17 protein-coding genes are annotated in these 17553 nt (G+C 42.4%); 15 read left to right on the top strand and 2 right to left on the bottom strand.

Annotated features, from left to right (window positions below; translation table 11 throughout):
* Positions 1-89 precede the first annotated feature (89 nt).
* On the bottom strand, positions 90-719 hold the full coding sequence (gene rlmE / locus DYC50_RS07135; RefSeq protein WP_115249594.1) for a 23S rRNA (uridine(2552)-2'-O)-methyltransferase RlmE: 630 nt from the start codon (positions 717-719) through the stop codon (positions 90-92).
* Positions 720-1052: 333 nt separating this feature from the next.
* Between rlmE and yhbY the strand changes: the two genes are divergently transcribed.
* Positions 1053-1349 carry a ribosome assembly RNA-binding protein YhbY gene (yhbY, locus tag DYC50_RS07130; RefSeq protein WP_115249593.1) on the top strand — a complete coding sequence of 99 codons (297 nt, stop codon included), beginning with the start codon at positions 1053-1055 and terminating at the stop codon, positions 1347-1349.
* A 77-nt stretch (positions 1350-1426) separates the two neighbouring features.
* Here the strand turns inward: yhbY and mdh are convergent, their stop codons facing one another.
* A complete protein-coding gene (gene mdh, locus DYC50_RS07125) occupies positions 1427-2362 on the bottom strand; it encodes a malate dehydrogenase (RefSeq protein WP_115249592.1) in 936 nt (311 codons plus the stop codon).
* Between the two features lie 220 nt (positions 2363-2582).
* Between mdh and argR the strand changes: the two genes are divergently transcribed.
* From argR to DYC50_RS07055, 14 genes are all read left to right on the top strand, one after another.
* Positions 2583-3050 carry a transcriptional regulator ArgR gene (gene argR / locus DYC50_RS07120; protein WP_115249591.1) on the top strand — a complete coding sequence of 156 codons (468 nt, stop codon included), beginning with the start codon at positions 2583-2585 and terminating at the stop codon, positions 3048-3050.
* Positions 3050-3952 (top strand): TIGR01777 family oxidoreductase, encoded by a 903-nt coding sequence (locus tag DYC50_RS07115; RefSeq protein ID WP_115249590.1) that lies wholly within the window; start codon positions 3050-3052, stop codon positions 3950-3952. The genes argR and DYC50_RS07115 overlap by 1 nt, the downstream gene beginning before the upstream one ends.
* Positions 3953-4210: 258 nt before the next feature.
* Entirely contained in the window at positions 4211-4792 is a 582-nt protein-coding gene (gene rsxA, locus DYC50_RS07110) for an electron transport complex subunit RsxA (RefSeq protein ID WP_103852531.1), read from the top strand.
* A gap of 1 nt (position 4793) precedes the next feature.
* The gene (rsxB, locus tag DYC50_RS07105) at positions 4794-5390 is read left to right on the top strand and encodes an electron transport complex subunit RsxB (protein WP_115249589.1); all 597 of its coding nucleotides are present in this window, start codon (positions 4794-4796) and stop codon (positions 5388-5390) included.
* The gene (rsxC, locus tag DYC50_RS07100) at positions 5390-7588 is read left to right on the top strand and encodes an electron transport complex subunit RsxC (protein WP_115249588.1); all 2199 of its coding nucleotides are present in this window, start codon (positions 5390-5392) and stop codon (positions 7586-7588) included. The genes rsxB and rsxC overlap by 1 nt, the downstream gene beginning before the upstream one ends.
* A gap of 9 nt (positions 7589-7597) precedes the next feature.
* On the top strand, positions 7598-8671 hold the full coding sequence (gene rsxD, locus DYC50_RS07095; RefSeq protein ID WP_115249587.1) for an electron transport complex subunit RsxD: 1074 nt from the start codon (positions 7598-7600) through the stop codon (positions 8669-8671).
* 3 nt (positions 8672-8674) lie between these two features.
* The gene (gene rsxG, locus DYC50_RS07090; protein ID WP_103852535.1) at positions 8675-9301 is read left to right on the top strand and encodes an electron transport complex subunit RsxG; all 627 of its coding nucleotides are present in this window, start codon (positions 8675-8677) and stop codon (positions 9299-9301) included.
* Positions 9302-9357: 56 nt separating this feature from the next.
* Positions 9358-10050 carry an electron transport complex subunit E gene (locus DYC50_RS07085; protein ID WP_115250178.1) on the top strand — a complete coding sequence of 231 codons (693 nt, stop codon included), beginning with the start codon at positions 9358-9360 and terminating at the stop codon, positions 10048-10050.
* A 5-nt stretch (positions 10051-10055) separates the two neighbouring features.
* On the top strand, positions 10056-10691 hold the full coding sequence (nth, locus tag DYC50_RS07080; protein ID WP_115249586.1) for an endonuclease III: 636 nt from the start codon (positions 10056-10058) through the stop codon (positions 10689-10691).
* 10 nt (positions 10692-10701) lie between these two features.
* On the top strand, positions 10702-12069 hold the full coding sequence (locus DYC50_RS07075) for a sodium-dependent transporter (protein WP_115249585.1): 1368 nt from the start codon (positions 10702-10704) through the stop codon (positions 12067-12069).
* A 135-nt stretch (positions 12070-12204) separates the two neighbouring features.
* Positions 12205-14124, top strand: coding sequence for an FTR1 family iron permease (locus tag DYC50_RS07070; protein WP_425451083.1), 1920 nt, complete (start codon positions 12205-12207; stop codon positions 14122-14124).
* Between the two features lie 35 nt (positions 14125-14159).
* Positions 14160-14681 (top strand): iron transporter, encoded by a 522-nt coding sequence (locus tag DYC50_RS07065; RefSeq protein WP_017805905.1) that lies wholly within the window; start codon positions 14160-14162, stop codon positions 14679-14681.
* Between the two features lie 147 nt (positions 14682-14828).
* Positions 14829-16226, top strand: a complete 1398-nt coding sequence (locus tag DYC50_RS07060) for a Fe-S-containing protein (RefSeq protein ID WP_115249583.1) — start codon at positions 14829-14831, stop codon at positions 16224-16226.
* The gene (locus DYC50_RS07055; protein ID WP_115249582.1) at positions 16226-17548 is read left to right on the top strand and encodes an ABC transporter permease; all 1323 of its coding nucleotides are present in this window, start codon (positions 16226-16228) and stop codon (positions 17546-17548) included. Before DYC50_RS07060 ends, DYC50_RS07055 begins: the two co-directional genes overlap by 1 nt.
* The last annotated feature ends 5 nt before the right edge of the window (positions 17549-17553 follow it).

The raw sequence follows: 17553 nt of genomic DNA, 5'->3' as shown, positions 1-17553 counted from the left end.
TTTCAAGGTTTGACCTCGTTTTTCTAAGTTAATAATTTGTTACAAGATTACTACATTCATTCCAAAATGAGAAGTTATTGAATTTATAGTTAATATTTGTAACCCGTTGCCACAATATACACCTCACGAGAACGCCCACGAGATGCTTCAGGTTTACGCACTTTAACGACACTAAACAGAGAACGAATTTCTCTTAAATATTCATCAAAGCCCTCACCTTGGAAAACTTTCACAACGAAACTGCCTTTGTGCGCCAATACTTGTTTACACATATCCAAAGCCAGTTCCACTAAATACATTGCACGAGGAATGTCCACTGATGGCATACCACTAAAATTTGGCGCCATATCCGACATTACCACATCCACTTTTGCCTCGCCTACGCGTTCCAGCAAAGCATTCAATACATTTTCCTCACGGAAATCCCCTTGCAGGAAATCAACCCCCACAATAGGATCCATTTCTAAAATATCACAGGCGATAACACGCCCTTTGCCACCAATTTGGCTCACCACATATTGCGACCAGCCACCCGGTGCTGCACCGAGATCCACCACGGTCATACCTGGTTTAAATAAACGATCCATTTGCTGAATTTCATCAAGCTTAAAATAAGCTCGAGAACGCAATTTTTGCTTATGTGCTTTTTGCACAAATGGATCTTTAAAATGCTCATTCAACCAACGGGTTGAACTTGCTGAACGTTTTTTCTTTCCCATAATTCTTTCGTTATGCAATTATTTTCTATATAAGGATAGGCTTGAAATATTTCAAGGCATATTTTAAGGCACTATGCGTCAAAAGGGATTTATTCCCCAAAATGGGGCGTATTATCCCAAAAAAACCGTTAGAAATACACTGATATTTGAATGCTATCTATATAAGAACGCAAGGAAATAATTCAAGTCCAACCACATTTTGTTGTCACTTCAAACATCTTATTCAGTAAATTTGCTTTATTAAAACTTGATTTAGGAGTAAAATCCGCCGATTAAACAAGGTTAGAAAACTCGCAGAAAACTAACCGCACTTTTGACTTTAGGATAAATTTAATGCAACTATCAACAAAACAAAAACAATATCTAAAAGGGCTAGCACATCATTTAAGCCCAGTGGTGATGCTAGGTGGAAACGGTTTAACCGAAGGCGTGATTGCAGAAATTGATCACTCACTCAACCATCACGAACTGATCAAAGTAAAAATTGCTGGCGCAGATCGCGAAACCAAACAATTGATCATTGATGCCATTGTTCGCGAAACCAAAGCCGCTGCGGTGCAAACTATTGGGCATATTTTAGTGCTTTATCGTCCAAGTGAAGAACCTAAAATCACCCTTCCTAAAAAATAAACAACACATAATAGACAAAAAATAAGGCGTTGAATAACGCCTTATTTCATTTATATTGTCTTTCTCAGAGTCAAAAATTAGCCATTCACAAATTTTTCGCCAAGTTCAATATCTGCACGCAAGGTTGGTAACATATCTTCTAAGGCTTTTTGTTCGAAAGCGCTTAATTCGCCAATTGGCAGAATTTCTTCTACCCCATCTTTACCTAAACGAACAGGCTGCGCGAAGAAACGTGCGTATTTGCCATCACCTTCTACATAGCTACATTCCACCACAGTTTGACCACTCAAGCCTTTCACTAAAGAGCGTGCAAAACGTGCTGCGGCTTGTGCCATAGAAAGGGTTGCTGAACCGCCGCCAGCTTTGGCTTCCACTACTTCCGTACCTGCGTTTTGGATACGTTTGGTAAGCGGTGCGATTTCTTCCTCTTTCCATTGTGCATATTGCACTTGAGAGAGTAAAGGTAAAATAGTTACGCCTGAATGCCCACCAATCACTGGCACAGCGGTGCGTGAAACATCAAGCTCTTTTAATTCAGCAACAAAGGTTTCTGAACGGATCACATCTAATGTTGTTACGCCAAATAGTTTGCGTTTGTCATACACGCCCGCTTTTTTCAGCATTTCTGCGGCAATGGCAACAGTGGTATTAACAGGATTGGTGATAATACCAATACAGGCTTTCGGGCAAACTTGTGCTACTTTTTCAACAAGATTACGCACAATACCTGCATTAATATTAAATAAATCGGAACGATCCATACCAGGTTTACGCGCTACACCTGCTGAAATTAGCACCACATCCGCGCCTTGTAACGCAGGTGTTGGATCTTCACCAGAAAATCCCCGCACTTTAACCGCGGTTGGGATATGGCTAACGTCCACCGCAACACCAGGGGTAACTGGGGCAATATCATAAAGAGATAATTCTGAACCAGCGGGTAGCTGTAACTTTAACAATAATGCTAATGCTTGACCAATTCCGCCTGCGGCACCTAAAACTGCAACTTTCATTTAATACTCCTCTTTTTGGTTATAAATCAAGTTAATTGGATTTTAGACTTATCCCATAGCAAATTCAAACAGAGAAATTCAATAGTGAGATCTAATTCAAATTTTTAAAAAATTTATTTTAAAATTGTTGCATTTCCTTTCTATTATGGCTTTTAAAACTTGCTAAAAATTGAATTTTTATGCAAAATCGTTGCAGATATTCGCAACATAACCAAACATTATGAGTACAGACAAAAACGATAATTTAATCTCTGCGTTTAAAACCTTGCTAGAACAAGAACGTTTTGGTTCGCAAGGGGAAATTGTAAATGCCTTGCAACAGCTCGGTTTTAGCAATATTAATCAATCTAAAGTTTCCCGAATGCTGACTAAATTTGGCGCGGTTCGCACTCGCAATAGCCGAATGGAAATGGTCTATTGCTTACCTGCAGAATTAAGTGTGCCTACCTCTAGCAGCCCATTGAAAAATTTAGTGCTAGACATCGATCACAATGACTTTTTAATCGTAGTAAAAACCAGCCCCGGTGCAGCACAACTTATCGCGCGCTTATTAGATTCTGTAGGCAAAGCAGATGGCATTCTCGGCACAATCGCAGGGGACGACACCATTTTTATCACGCCAACGTCAGACACAGCGATTTTAGACTTAATGCAACGTGTGCAAGAATTATTTGAAACTAGCCTATAATGAATATTCTACTCACTGGTGGCACAGGGCTGATTGGTTCAGCCTTAGTTCCACAACTTCTCGCCAAACAACATCGCATTTGCCTTTTAACGCGTCACATTCAGCCTGAGCGTTTTCCAACCGAAATAAGCCAAATACAACAAGAAGTACAACAAATTGATAATCTTGCCTCATTGCAAAATCTCAATGCCTTTGATGCAGTGATTAATTTAGCTGGCGAACCGATTTTCGCGCATCGCTGGACAACCAAGCAAAAAGCCAAACTTTTTGCTAGCCGAGTAAATTTAACGCAAAATTTGACCGCACTTATTAATCAAAGTGAGAACCCACCGCACACCTTTATCTCAGGATCAGCCACAGGTTTCTATGGTGATCATCAAGATCATTGGATTGATGAAAGCACGCCCGCTGGTACAGCATTTCCTGCACAACTTTGCCAACAGTGGGAAGCCGCGGCAATGCAAGCCAATACCCGCGTTTGCTTATTGCGCACCGCAATGGTGATGAGTCCAAATGGCGGCGCATTAAGTAAAATGTTGCCGCTATATCGTTTAGGATTAGGTGGAAAACTCGGCAGTGGTAAACAATATTGGGCTTGGATTAGCTTGCAAGATATGATCGCAGGGATTTTATTTTTATTGGAAAACCCACAATGCGAAGGGACGTTCAATCTTGCAGCCCCAGAGCCCATCACCAATCAAGATTTTAACCAACAGTTAGGCAATTTCCTTAAACTCCCTCATTTCGCCAATGTGCCAGCCTTTGTATTACGTTGGGTTTTAGGTGATCGCTCACAATTATTATTAGACAGCCAACGCATTAAGCCCAAGCGCCTCATTGAAGCGGGATTTGAATTTCAAGTGGAAAGTTTTTCGGCGTTTTTGGATAATTTATCGTTATAATTTAGGAACAAACACATAGATTATTCCTATCAAAACAAAAGTGCGGTCTAAATTTACATTTTTTAAAATTTTCTGATATGAATAGCTCTAGTTTTTATCTGAGCATTATTAACATCTGATGATACAAAACTACCTAAAATTTTCTATTGTTATCCCTGCCAGAAACTAGGATAATAGCAAGCTAGATTTTTTCTGACAACTTGGCTTTCAAACATATAAAAATCATAACAAGGTAATGAAAGCAAGGGTAATAAACTGATGACTGACTATATTTTATTAATTATTAGCACCGCACTTATCAATAACTTTGTCCTAGTGAAATTCCTAGGGCTTTGTCCTTTTATGGGGGTATCGAAAAAAATCGAAACCGCCATTGGAATGGGGCTTGCCACAATGTTTGTGCTAACCGTTGCTTCCCTTTGTTCCTATTTGATTGATCGCTACTTGCTCACGCCATTTAATGGCAATTTTTTACGCACCTTAGTGTTTATTTTAGTGATCGCCGTGGTGGTGCAATTTACCGAAATGGTGATTCATAAAACCAGCCCAACCCTTTATCGTTTACTTGGGGTATTTTTGCCACTGATTACCACCAACTGTGCAGTGTTAGGCGTGGCGTTATTAAATGTTAATTTAGCCCATAATTTAACCCAATCTGTGGTTTACGGTTTTGGTGCTTCCCTTGGTTTTTCCCTTGTTTTAGTGCTATTTGCCGCCCTGCGTGAGCGCCTTGCTGCCGCCGATGTGCCAATGCCTTTCCGTGGTGCGTCTATCGCCTTAATCACCGCAGGATTAATGTCCCTTGCCTTTATGGGTTTTGCTGGCATAGTGAGAGTGTAAAATGACAACCTTATATTATGTTCTTCTCGCTATTAGCGTACTTGCTTTGATTTTTGGTGCGATTTTAGGCTTAGCTTCCATCAAACTAAAAGTACAAGCCGATCCTATCGTAGAAAAAATTGATGCCCTACTACCGCAAAGCCAATGCGGACAATGCGGTTACCCCGGTTGTAAACCTTATGCCGAAGCCATTGCGCAAGGCGATGTGATTACCAAATGCGTTCCCGGTGGTCAGCCATTAGTAGTGAAAATTGCCGATTTATTAGGCGTGGACGTGCCTGCAACGGATTTTGATGAAGAAGATAATGCGCCAAAAGTGGCATTTATCCACGAAGATATGTGTATCGGTTGCACTAAATGTATTCAGGCCTGCCCTGTTGATGCCATTATTGGTACAAATAAAGCAATGCACACGGTGATTTCTGATCTTTGCACAGGCTGCGAACTCTGCGTTGCCCCTTGCCCGACAGATTGCATTTCAATGATAAAAATAGAACAAGACATTGATCATTGGGATTGGAAATTCGATCCCAGCTTAACCATTCCCGTGGTAGAGATTACTGCAAGCAGCACGAATAATCAGGGAGCGGAAAAATAATGGCTGATGTATTAACCAATTTTAATTCCGGTAAATTATGGGATTTCTCTGGCGGTATTCATCCGCCTGAAATGAAATCTCAATCAAATCACACACCTATTCGCCCAGCGGATCTGGTAGAAACCTACTATGTTCCGGTTAAACAGCACGCTGGTAATGCTGGCAATCTGTTAGTGAACGTTGGGGATAAAGTGCTAAAAGGTCAGCCATTAACGCAGGGAGAAGGTTTACGCAATTTGCCTGTCCACGCCCCAACTTCGGGTGTTATCACGGCGATTGCGTCTTATATTGCCGCCCACCCTTCTGGTTTACCTGAACTAACCATTCAAATTCAGGCGGACGGTAAAGATGAATGGCGTAAACAGCACCCAATTGAAGATTTCCTGAGCCAAACGCCAGAACAGCTTATCGAAAAAATTTATCACGCCGGCATTGCAGGCTTAGGCGGTGCGGTATTCCCAACGGCGGCAAAAATTCAATCGGCAGAAAATAAAGTGAAACTGCTGATTATCAATGGTGCAGAATGTGAACCTTACATCACCTGTGATGATCGCTTAATGCAAGATCGTCCAAAAGAGATCATCGAAGGAATACGCATCTTACGCTATATTTTACGCCCTGAAAAAGTGGTTATTGCCATTGAGGACAACAAACCCAAGGCGGTGAAAGCCCTTAAACACGCTTTAAAAGGGGCAAATGACATTGAAATCCGTGTGATTCCCACCAAATATCCTTCGGGTGCGGCAAAACAGCTTATCCAAGTGCTAACAGGCATTGAAGTGCCGAGCGGTCAGCGCTCTTCCAGCATTGGCGTGCTAATGCACAATGTCGGCACGGCGTTTGCGATCAAAAGAGCGGTAATCAATGACGAACCATTAATTGAACGCGTGGTTACGCTAACAGGCGATAAAATTCCGCATAAAGGCAATCTTTTGGTTCGCTTAGGTACACCGATTTCCGCCCTATTGCAACAAGTGGGCTATCAATATGACCCACGTTTCCCAGTGTTTATGGGCGGGCCAATGATGGGCTTTATTTTGCCCAATCTCAACGCGCCTGTAACCAAAGTCACTAACTGTTTGCTCGCGCCTGATCATTTTGAATATGCCGAACCCGAGCCAGAGCAAGCCTGTATCCGCTGCTCTGCTTGCTCAGACGCTTGCCCTGTGCATTTAATGCCGCAGCAGCTATATTGGTTCGCACGCAGTGAAGATCACCAAAAATCGGAACAATATGCCCTGCAAGATTGCATTGAATGTGGCTTATGCGCTTATGTTTGCCCGAGCCACATTCCGCTTATTCAATATTTCCGTCAAGAAAAAGCGAAAATTTGGGAAATCAAAGAACAAGCACAAAAATCCCACGAAGCGAAATTACGTTTCGAGGCACGCCAAGCGCGTTTAGAAAAAGAAGAACGCGCTCGCAAAGCGCGTACCCAACGTGCCGCTGAAGCGCGCCGTGAGGAAATAGCCAAACAGAAAGGTGTTGATCCTGTTCAAGCCGCATTAGAACGTTTAAAAGCGAAAAAACAAAGCGACAGCGAAAGCCCAAATGTGAAAACCTTTGTGGACGAAAAAGGCCAGCTGCAACCGGATAATTCCGATATTATGGCGCAACGCAAAGCACGCCGCTTAGCTCGCCAACAAGCTGAACAAGAAAATGCAGTGTCTGCACAATCACAAGAAAATTCAGCGCAAAATACTGGGAAAAATCGCACCGCACTTGATACAAATTCCGATCCTAAGAAAGCTGCTATCGCAGCCGCACTTGCCCGAGCGAAAGCCAAAAAGCAAGCTCAGAACGGCACGGTTCAATCTGCAAATTCCGCAGAGAAACGCGTGGAAAATCAAGGTTTAGCCGAACAAGTGGAAACCCAAAGTGCGGTTGAAAAAACAAAAGAAAAAACAAAAGAAAATACCACCACACTTGATCCGAAAAAAGCCGCCATTGCTGCCGCCATTGCACGAGCAAAAGCGAAGAAACAAGCTCAGAACAGCACGGCTCAATCAGCAAACTCAGCAGAGAAAAGCGTGGAAAATCAAGGGTTAGCCGAACAAGCAGAAACCCCAAGTGCGGCTGAAAAAACACAAGAAAATACCGCCGCTCTTGATCCGAAAAAAGCGGCTATTGCTTCAGCCATTGCACGAGCAAAAGCGAAGAAACAAGCAAAAGAAAATCGATCCCAAGAAAAAGAATAAGGTTTAGCAATGTTTAAAATGATGAGTTCGCCACACACCCACTCGGGCAAATTGACTGCTCGTATTATGCTGTGGGTTGCGTTGGCAATGTTGCCTGCATTGGGCGCACAAATTTATTATTTTGGTTTTGGTGTGTTAATTCAAAGCCTGCTCGCCATTTCCCTTGCGTTGGTATTGGAATTTATGGTTACGCGCTTACGCAAAAAGCCAAACCTGTTTTATATCAGTGATTTCAGCGTGGTGCTAACGGCATTAATGCTCGCTATGGCAATCCCTCCTTACGCACCTTATTGGGTGATTTTAATCGGGACATTCTGTGCGGTCATTTTAGGCAAGCACGTTTACGGTGGCTTGGGGCAAAATCTGTTTAACCCTGCAATGGTGGGTTATGTGGTGTTGCTCATTTCTTTCCCTGTGCAAATGACAGCTTGGCTGCCGCCCGTGGCGTTATTAAATGAACCACCTAGCTTGCAAGATGCTTATCAGCTGATTTTCCACGGCATTACTACAGATGGCTTCAGCCTGCATCAATTAGCCAATTCCATTGATGGGATTACCCAAGCCACGCCATTGGATTCCGTCAAAACCGCAAGCAAAATTAATATGGCGATAAGCGAAATTAATCAATCTCCTATTTTTGTGGAAGTGATGCCTTTTGAGAGTAAACTCAATCTTGGTTTAGGCTGGGCACAAATCAATCTTTTCTTTTTACTTGGCGGTGTTTTCCTAATTTGGAAGAAAATTATTCATTGGCAAATTCCTACTGCCTTTTTAGCCACAATGTTACTGGTAAGCGGTATTCACTGGCTTACTTCTTCTTATGCGCCAAGCCCTTTATGGCATTGGTTTAGCGGGGCAACAATGTTCGGCGCATTTTTTATTGCCACTGACCCTGTCACATCTTCAATCACGCCAAAAGGAAAACTGATTTTCGGTGCGATTGTGGGCTTGCTTGTGTGCCTAATTCGCTTTAATGGCAACTACCCTGATGGCGTGGCATTTGCTGTGTTACTGGCAAATATTTGTGTGCCACTGATTGATCACTACACTCGCCCGCGCGTGGCTGGATACAAAAGGAAATAAGCAATGCAAACGGTAAAAATTAGCACCCGTTATGGCGTGATCTTGGGCATTATTGCGTTAATTTGCACCGCACTTTCTACCGCTGTGTATTTCTTAACGAAAGCCCCTATTGAGCAAGCCATCGCCAAACAACAAGCTGAATTGCTTGCGCAAATTATTCCACCGCAAAGTTACGATAACGATTTGCTCGCCAGTTGCTCTCAGCCTGATTTCGCTGAAGCCAAAACCTTACGCATTGAGAAAATTTGTATCGCAGAGAAAAATCATCAGCCTGTGGCTTATGCCTACGAAACTATCGCCCCAGATGGCTATTCAGGCAATATTCGCTTTCTGGTAGGGATTACGCCACAAGGCGAAGTGCTAGGTTTGCGTGTGCTTGAACACAAAGAAACTCCGGGCTTAGGTGATAAAATTGAACTGCGTATTTCTGATTGGGTGCTGAGCTTTAATCAACAAAAAATCAGTGCCGATAATCTCAATGATTGGGCGGTAAAAAAAGATGGCGGTAAATTCGATCAATTTACTGGCGCAACTATTACACCGCGTGCCATCGTCAATCAAACCAAGCGTTCAGCCTTACCATTATTGCAACAAATGAATAATAACGCGGTGAAACAGGAGCAAAACTAATGCAAGAAAATCACGAAAAAAACCACCGCACTTTAGAGCATACATCAGAAAACGAAATGGGTTTGACTTCCATTGAACCACAACAACCGCAACAAAGCGTGCCGAATGGACTAAAAAGCCAATGGAGCGAATTATTTAAGCAAGGTTTTTGGCATAATAACCCTGCGCTCGTGCAACTGTTGGGGCTTTGTCCGCTGCTTGCGGTGTCTAGCTCGGCAACCAACGCCCTTGGTTTGGGCGTTGCCACCATTGCGGTGTTAATCTGCACCAATGTGGTGGTTTCGTTGTTCCGCAAACATATTCCGCACGCCATTCGTATTCCTATTTATGTGATGATTATCGCCACCACGGTAACCATTGTGCAGCTGATTATGAATGCTTACACTTATACACTTTATCAATCCTTAGGGATCTTCATTCCTTTGATTGTAACAAACTGTATCGTCATTGGTCGTGCAGAAGCCTTTGCGTCAAAAAATGGAGTATTGCTTTCGCTCTTTGATGGCTTTGCAATGGGCGTGGGAATGGCATTCAGCTTGTTTGTGCTAGGTGCAATTCGTGAGGTGTTAGGCACAGGCAAACTGTTTATGGGAATGGAAAACCTGCTCGGCAGCTGGGCAACAGCGTTACATTTAAACCTTTTTGAGCTAAACAGTAGCTTTTTGCTCGCTATTCTTCCCCCAGGCGCATTCCTTGGTTTAGGGCTGATTTTGGCGATGAAAAACTTAATCGATAATAAAAAACAATAAACACAATGAATAAACAAAAACGCATTGAAATTTTAACTCGACTGCGGGATCAAAATCCCCACCCCACAACAGAATTAAATTATAATTCGCCCTTTGAATTATTGATTGCGGTGATTTTGTCGGCGCAAGCCACAGATAAAGGGGTAAATAAAGCCACGGCTAAACTCTTTCCTGTGGCGAACACTCCACAAGCGATTTTAGAGCTGGGGTTAGAAGGCTTAAAGAGCTACATCAAAACCATTGGGCTATTTAATAGCAAAGCGGAAAATATTATTAAAACCTGCCGAGATCTGATTGAAAAACACAATGGCGAAATTCCCCAAACTGGTGAAGAACTTGAAGCCTTAGCAGGAGTTGGGCGAAAAACCGCGAATGTGGTGTTAAATACCGCCTTTGGTCAGCCGACTATTGCGGTGGATACGCATATTTTCCGCGTCTGCAATCGCACCAACTTTGCCCCCGGTAAAACCGTGTTGCAAGTGGAAGAAAAATTGCTCAAGGTTGTGCCTGCTGAATTTAAAGTGGATGTACATCATTGGCTGATTTTACACGGGCGTTACACTTGCATTGCGCGCAAGCCACGTTGCGGTTCTTGTATTATTGAAGATCTTTGTGAATACAAAGATAAAACTGAAAATTAAAAGGTGGTTTATGACAACACAAAAAATTGAAAGACAAACTTGGTCAAGCCGATTAACCTATATTATGACTGTCGCTGGTGCAACCGTAGGGTTTGGTGCAACCTGGCGCTTTCCCTATTTAGTTGGGCAAAATGGTGGCGGTGCTTATGTTCTGCTATTTTGTATTGCAATGATTGTGATTGGTATTCCAATGATTTTAGTTGAAAATGTTATCGGTCGCCGTTTACGTGTCAATTCAATTGATGCTTTTGCCGATAAACTCACAGCAAAACCACATTCTAACTACTGGAAAATTATTGGTTATATGGGCTTACTCGGTGCCTTCGGCATTATGGCTTATTATATGGTATTAGGTGGCTGGGTGATGAATTATATCATCAGCCTTATTTCCGGTAGCCTAGATATTTCTAACACTATAAGTAAAGAATATGCCAAAGATTTTTATGACCAAAGTATTACAAATAGTCCATTGCGCATTGCGATTTATACCTTTATCTTTGTTGCAATTAACTATGTTATTTTGGCTAAAGGAATTATTGGAGGAATCGAACGTTCAGTAAAATATTTAATGCCATTGCTCTTTATTTTCTTGATAGGAATGGTGATTCGCAATATTACCTTACCTGGTGCTGCGGAAGGTATTATTTATTATCTCAAGCCTGATTTTTCTAAAATAACCCCACAATTATTTATTATGGTTCTAGGGCAGGTTTTCTTTGCACTGAGTTTAGGTTTTGGTGTATTAATCACCCTTTCAAGCTATCTCAGCAAAGAGGAAAACTTAGTTCAAACAGCAATTATCACAGGCTTTACCAATACCATTATTGCGGTACTCGCTGGCTTTATGATTTTTCCGTCTTTATTTAGCTTTGGCATTGAACCCAATTCTGGCCCTACCCTAGTATTCCAAAGTTTACCTATCGTATTCTCGCACTTATGGGCGGGTCGCATTTTCGCTATTATATTCTTTAGTTTATTATTGATCGCCGCACTAACCACTTCTATTACTATTTATGAAGTGATTATCACCGCACTACAAGAAAAGCTCAGAATGCGCCGTGGAAAAGCCATTGCCTTAACCCTTGGTGGCATTTTCTTGCTCGGTAATATTCCTTCTATTTTGAGCGATAACTTACTGAAAGATTACACTTTCTTCGGCAAAAGCATTTTCGATGCCTTTGATTATGTGAGCGGAAATATTCTCTTTTTACTCACCGCACTTGGTTGCGCCATTTTCGTGGGCTTTGTGCTTAAAGACGAAGCGAAAAAAGAACTTTCCAATAAACCAAATTCCACTTTCACAAAAATTTGGTTTAATTATGTGAAATATGTCGTGCCATTGATCATTTTAGTTATTTTCATAAGTAATTTGATCTAACGCATAATTAGGTATGGAATGTTCATTTCATACCTTTTTTATTGCCATTTTTTAATAAATTTGCTTGATTAATCAACAAATGAGTGGATAATGAGCAAATAAGAATAACTTTTATTTAGATTAAGATTCGAGATGATGTTGCAATTTTTTCAGCGAATTTTACACCGCACTTTCTTTATTTTTTCCAGTTTCTTGCTAATTAGCCTGTCTGCTTACGGCTCAGACTATCAACAATGGGTGCAAGACATTGAAAACCGTCTTGATAAAACCGCTCAGCTTTACCAAGAAAAGCAAATTGATGATGCACGCACCGAAGTGCAAATGGCCTATTTTGAAGTATTTGAAAACTTAGAAGGGCCAATCCGTATTAACTTTTCCGCACAAAAAAGCTATCAAATGGAAGCCACCTTTGGCGAGATCCGCAAAATGATCGGGGAAGGAAAATCCTTGGCAGAAGTGCAGGACAAAATTGCTCAATTAAAACAAGATCTGCAATTAGTATTACCAGTTTTAGAGCAAGGTCATCAACTCAATGCGTCCAATCAACACGATGTTTATCAGCACGCTGAAATTGATCCTTACTGGCAAGAAAGTTTTAGAACCATTGATGATCTGCTCGCCCAAGCCATCAGCACTTACCAAAAAGGTGATTTTGCGCAAGCGAAAAAATTGGTGCAGCAGGCGCAGTATGATGGCTATAAGAACAGCGAAATGGAAATGTCCATTCGTAAAAATCGTTCCGCCGCCATTTCTGCCAGTATTAATCAACAATTTTACGATCTCATCAAATTAAGCGAACAACCTGAGCAAATTAATGCCTTGGGTTACCAAATTACTACCCTACTACAAGATATTGAAGAACAACTGCCGCAGTTGCCGACCACCCAAATTGCACAGGCGACAAACCAAAGTGCGGTGCAAAATGCGCAAGATTTTGCTGATAACAAAAACTGGGCTGATGTAGCAAGCCAAGTCAATCAAGGCATTGCCGATGCTATTGCTCTCTTTGAAAAGGGCGAAAACAAAAAAGCGATGCTTGCGGTACAAGATACCTATTTCGATATTTTTGAAAATAGCGGAATGGAAAACAAAATCGGCTCGCGTGATAGCAATTTTAAAACAGAAATTGAGGGCTACTTCACTCGCTTAGTCAGCCTGATGAAAGCCAATCAGCCCGCTGAGCAACTCCATCAACAAGCGCAAGGCTTAGCACAAAACCTAAATAAAGCGGTGGAAATGTTGCAAGGCAATCAACAAAGTGATTGGGCAATGTTCCTTTATAGCTTCTTAATTATGCTGCGTGAGGGCTTAGAAGCCTTGCTGATTGTGGCGGCGATTGTGGCTTATTTAGTGAAAAATAATCATCAAGATAAATTGCCGGTGATTAAACAATCGGTCTATGTAGCGTTAATCGCCAGTGTTATTACTGCCGCTATTTTCCATCTGGTATTCTCTAATTCAGGGGCAAGCCGTGAACTGCTCGAAGGTTTCACGATGATGATTGCGGTGGTAATGCTCTTTATGATGAGCTATTGGCTGCTTTCCAAAGTGGAAGCACAAAACTGGAAACGCTATTTAGAAGGCAAACTTTCCGCCGCGCTCAGTACCAGCTCGCTCATTGGTTTATGGATCACCAGTTTCCTTGCTGTATATCGCGAGGGCGCAGAAACCGTGTTGTTCTATTATGCACTGGTTGGCGATGCCACTAACGCGATGAGCTATGTGTATTTATTCGCTGGCATTGTGGCAGGTGTTGTGGTGCTTGCTATTTGCTATGTGATTATGCGTTATTCGGTGGTGAAATTGCCACTGAAACCGTTCTTTATGTTTACTGGTTCTTTTATGTATTTAATGGCATTTATTTTCGCAGGAAAATCGGTGCTAGAACTGATTGAAGGAAAACTGTTTGAGCCAACACTGGTTGCCAATGTGCCAGAAATTTCGTGGCTCGGCATTTATCCTTACATTGAAACCCTAACGCCTCAGGCTATTTTACTTATCGCAGCCGTTTTCGCTTTGTTCTATATGAAACACCAAAGCAAAAAACAGGCTTAATATTGATTTTTAACCTTTAATAAATAGGAGTTCCTATGAAAAAAACATTCGTTGCAGCGACTTTATTAGCAGGAATTTTAACTGCCCCTTCAGCCCTTGCCTTCAAAGAATACCCAATTGGTGAAGCAGTAACAATGAATGGTATGGAAATTGCTGCCGTTTATTTACAACCTATTGATATGGAACCGCGTGGAATGGGTTTATCTGCTAAGGACTCAGACATTCACCTTGAAGCAGATATTCACGCTACCAAAGGCAACGACAACGGTTTTGGCGAAGGCGAATGGATGCCATATTTAACCATCGCCTACACCTTGGTAAACACCGACACTGGTGAAAAACAAGAAGGCACATTTATGCCAATGGTCGCAGGCGATGGCCCACATTATGGCGCAAATGTAAAAATGATGGGCGTGGGTAACTACAAAGTCACCTACCACATCGATCCCCCATCAAAAGCGGGTATGCACCGCCACACCGACAGCGAAACAGGCGTAGGCCGTTGGTGGAAACCTTTTGATGTAAGCTATGAGTTTAAATTTACTGGGTTGAAATAATCCAATTTCAATCAGCAAAATAAATAAAAATTAACCTAGCACATCTGTGCTAGGTTTCATTGTTACTAAAGTTACTCAAATACGATTTTTCTCATTGTTTTGTCAGCAGAATAATTAGAAAAATTTAGATTTTTGATTGAGATTATTATGAACTACTACTTCGTTTTTTTCCTTCAATCTGTCTTGCCAACTGCTTTGTTATTAGGCGTAAATTGGCTGAAATATGACAACCTTCATTTAAAACGAATCCTTTGGCTTTCGCTGCTGGGGCTGAGTTTTGGAGCGGTGGGTTATTTGCAACTGCCTGCTTCTCAACCAGTGAAACTGGGGCTAAGTATTTTCTTAATGGCGATTTTTGCGCTGTTTTATCTAGCCCATTTTATCCGTTCAAACAAGCTCGCATATTTTTGCCAATTTGTACTATCCCTTGCCGCAGGTGTGCTATGGGCGCGCGATCCGAATATTTCTGCTATTACCAACACGGACGTAATTAACACGGATTTTATCCTGCACCTAAGTGCGGTGATTTTTGCCCTGATTTTTTGCTTTTTGTTCGCCTTTTGGCTTTATCTTCTGTTAAGCCAAAATAAAACAGCGAAAAAATGCACCGCACTTCCCTTTTTGCTGATTTCGCTCACTACTCTATTTTTACTCTTGCCTTTAATCGGTGAAGTATTACTTGGCTTGATGAAATTACAAGTGATTGATCTCACCAAAGCGCGATTAAGTTTCGTGGCAAAATCCAGCAATTTAATCAGTTATAGCAATTATTTTATCGCCGCACTTACGGCATTAAGCCTGATTTTATTTGCGCTAAAAATCCATTCTGCCAACAAAACCGTGGTAAACAATACGCTTCAACCCATTGAAAAACGGAAAAAATTAGCCCTATTACAAACCAGCCAACGCACGCTTTTCTGGGGAAGCCTCGCCTTATTGACCATTGTTTCTGCGCAGCTTTATTGGGATCAAATCGCTTCTCGCCCACCGCAACTTTCTGAAGCCAAACCTGTTACGCTCGATAAACAAAACCGCATTCATATTCCGATTGAAGAAGTGAAAGACGGCAAGCTACATCGCTTTGTATGGATTTCCAGTGACGGCAAAGCGGTGCGTTTTTTCCTGATCAACCGCTCAAGCAAAAATCTCAGCCTAGCCGCGGTGTTTGACGCTTGCATTTTATGCGGCGATCAAGGCTACGTTATGGAAGGGGATCAAGTGGTTTGTGTGGGCTGTGGCGTGCGAATGTTTATTCCGTCTATCGGCAAACCGGGCGGCTGTAACCCCGTGCCGATTGAAGATTGGCAGCAAACGGACAGCGAAGTGATCATCAGCAAAAAAAGCCTTGAAGACGGCTTAAACTATTTTTCCACCATTGTGGAATTAACGGTGAAAGATCCTGTGGACGGCACAACATTGAAAAATACCACCGCGGAGCATAAATATAATTACGCGGGCAAAACCTATTTCTTTGCCAACGAACAAAATCTCAATGCCTTCCGCGATCACCCTGAAAATTATGTGGCGAAAGAGGAAAATCCCTAATGCTCAGTCGAATGTTATTGCAATCTTGGCGGCACGGTTTAAAACGCAAATTGCTCGCCATTATGACGATTTTTCTTGCCGCAGGGCTGGTTTCTGCCCTGCTTGCGGTGTCCATTGATATTGGCGATAAAATGGCGCGCGAGCTGAAATCCTATGGCGCGAATATTTTGATTGAACCAGCCAGCAGTGCGGTGCTTTCCGCAGAAATAAACGGCGGAAATAGCCTTTCCACGCAGGATTTTTTAGATGAAAAAGAATTGCCTAATGTGAAAGATATTTTCTGGCGTAATAACATTGTGGGCTTTGCGCCACTACTCAGTGCAGAAGTGGAAGGCAAAAATCTGACGCAGAACAATACCCATAATATCAGTATTTTAGGCACTTTTTTCGATCGTCCCATTGCTATTCCTGATGAAGATGACTACCACACCGGGCAACGCATTATTAGCCCTTATTGGAAAGTGCAAGGGCAATGGGTGGACGATAGCCAGAAAAATATTGGCGAAAATATCCCCGCACTTTTAGGCAATCAATTAGCCAATCGCACGCAGTGGAAAATCGGTGATCAAATTCAACTGAATTATCACGAGGGCGAAACGCAACGCCAGCTTAATCTTCATATTGTCGGGATTTTAAGCACCGGTGGCACGGAAGAACAGCAGATCGTGCTGCCCTTAAGTGCGGTGCAAAATTTGTTAAATTTATCTGGCAAAGTGCAAGCGATCAAGGTTTCCGCACTTACCGTGCCAGAAAATAAACTTTCGCGCAAAGCCAGAGATAACCCTGATGCCTTAGCCGCCGAAGAATACGATCGCTGGTATTGCACCGCTTATGTGTCTTCGATTTCTCATCAGTTAGAAGAAGCCATTTCAGGTGCAGTCGTTCGCCCAATTTGGCAAGTTGCGGCTTCTGAAGGGGTGGTAATTGAAAAAATCCAGCTCTTGCTCGCGGTGGTAACCGTGGCGGCATTAGTCGCTGCGGCGATGGGGATTGCTTCACTGATGACCACCACCATTATTGAACGGAGTAAAGAAATTGGCTTGATGAAAGCCCTTGGCGCTTACCAATGGCAAATTGTCTTACTATTTTATTGCGAAGCCATTATCAGCGCCCTACTCGGTGGTGCGCTTGGTTGCGTAGCCGGTTGGGGACTAGCCAAATTTATCGGCATTACCCTATTCGGCTCGCCTTTAGATTTCGCTTGGATCGTGGTGCCTTGCGTGTTGGTGCTGTCAATGATCATTGCCTTAATCGGCACTTGGTTTCCCGCCCATCGCATTGCCCAGCTTTATCCTGTGGAGGTGCTGTATGGCCGCCAATAATGCCC

It is taken from the genome of Avibacterium avium, from assembly GCF_900454535.1.
Taxonomy (GTDB): Bacteria; Pseudomonadota; Gammaproteobacteria; order Enterobacterales; family Pasteurellaceae; genus Avibacterium; species Avibacterium avium.
The sequence above is the reverse complement of the archived record's forward strand: the minus strand, read 5'-3'. Positions and strand labels throughout refer to the sequence as shown.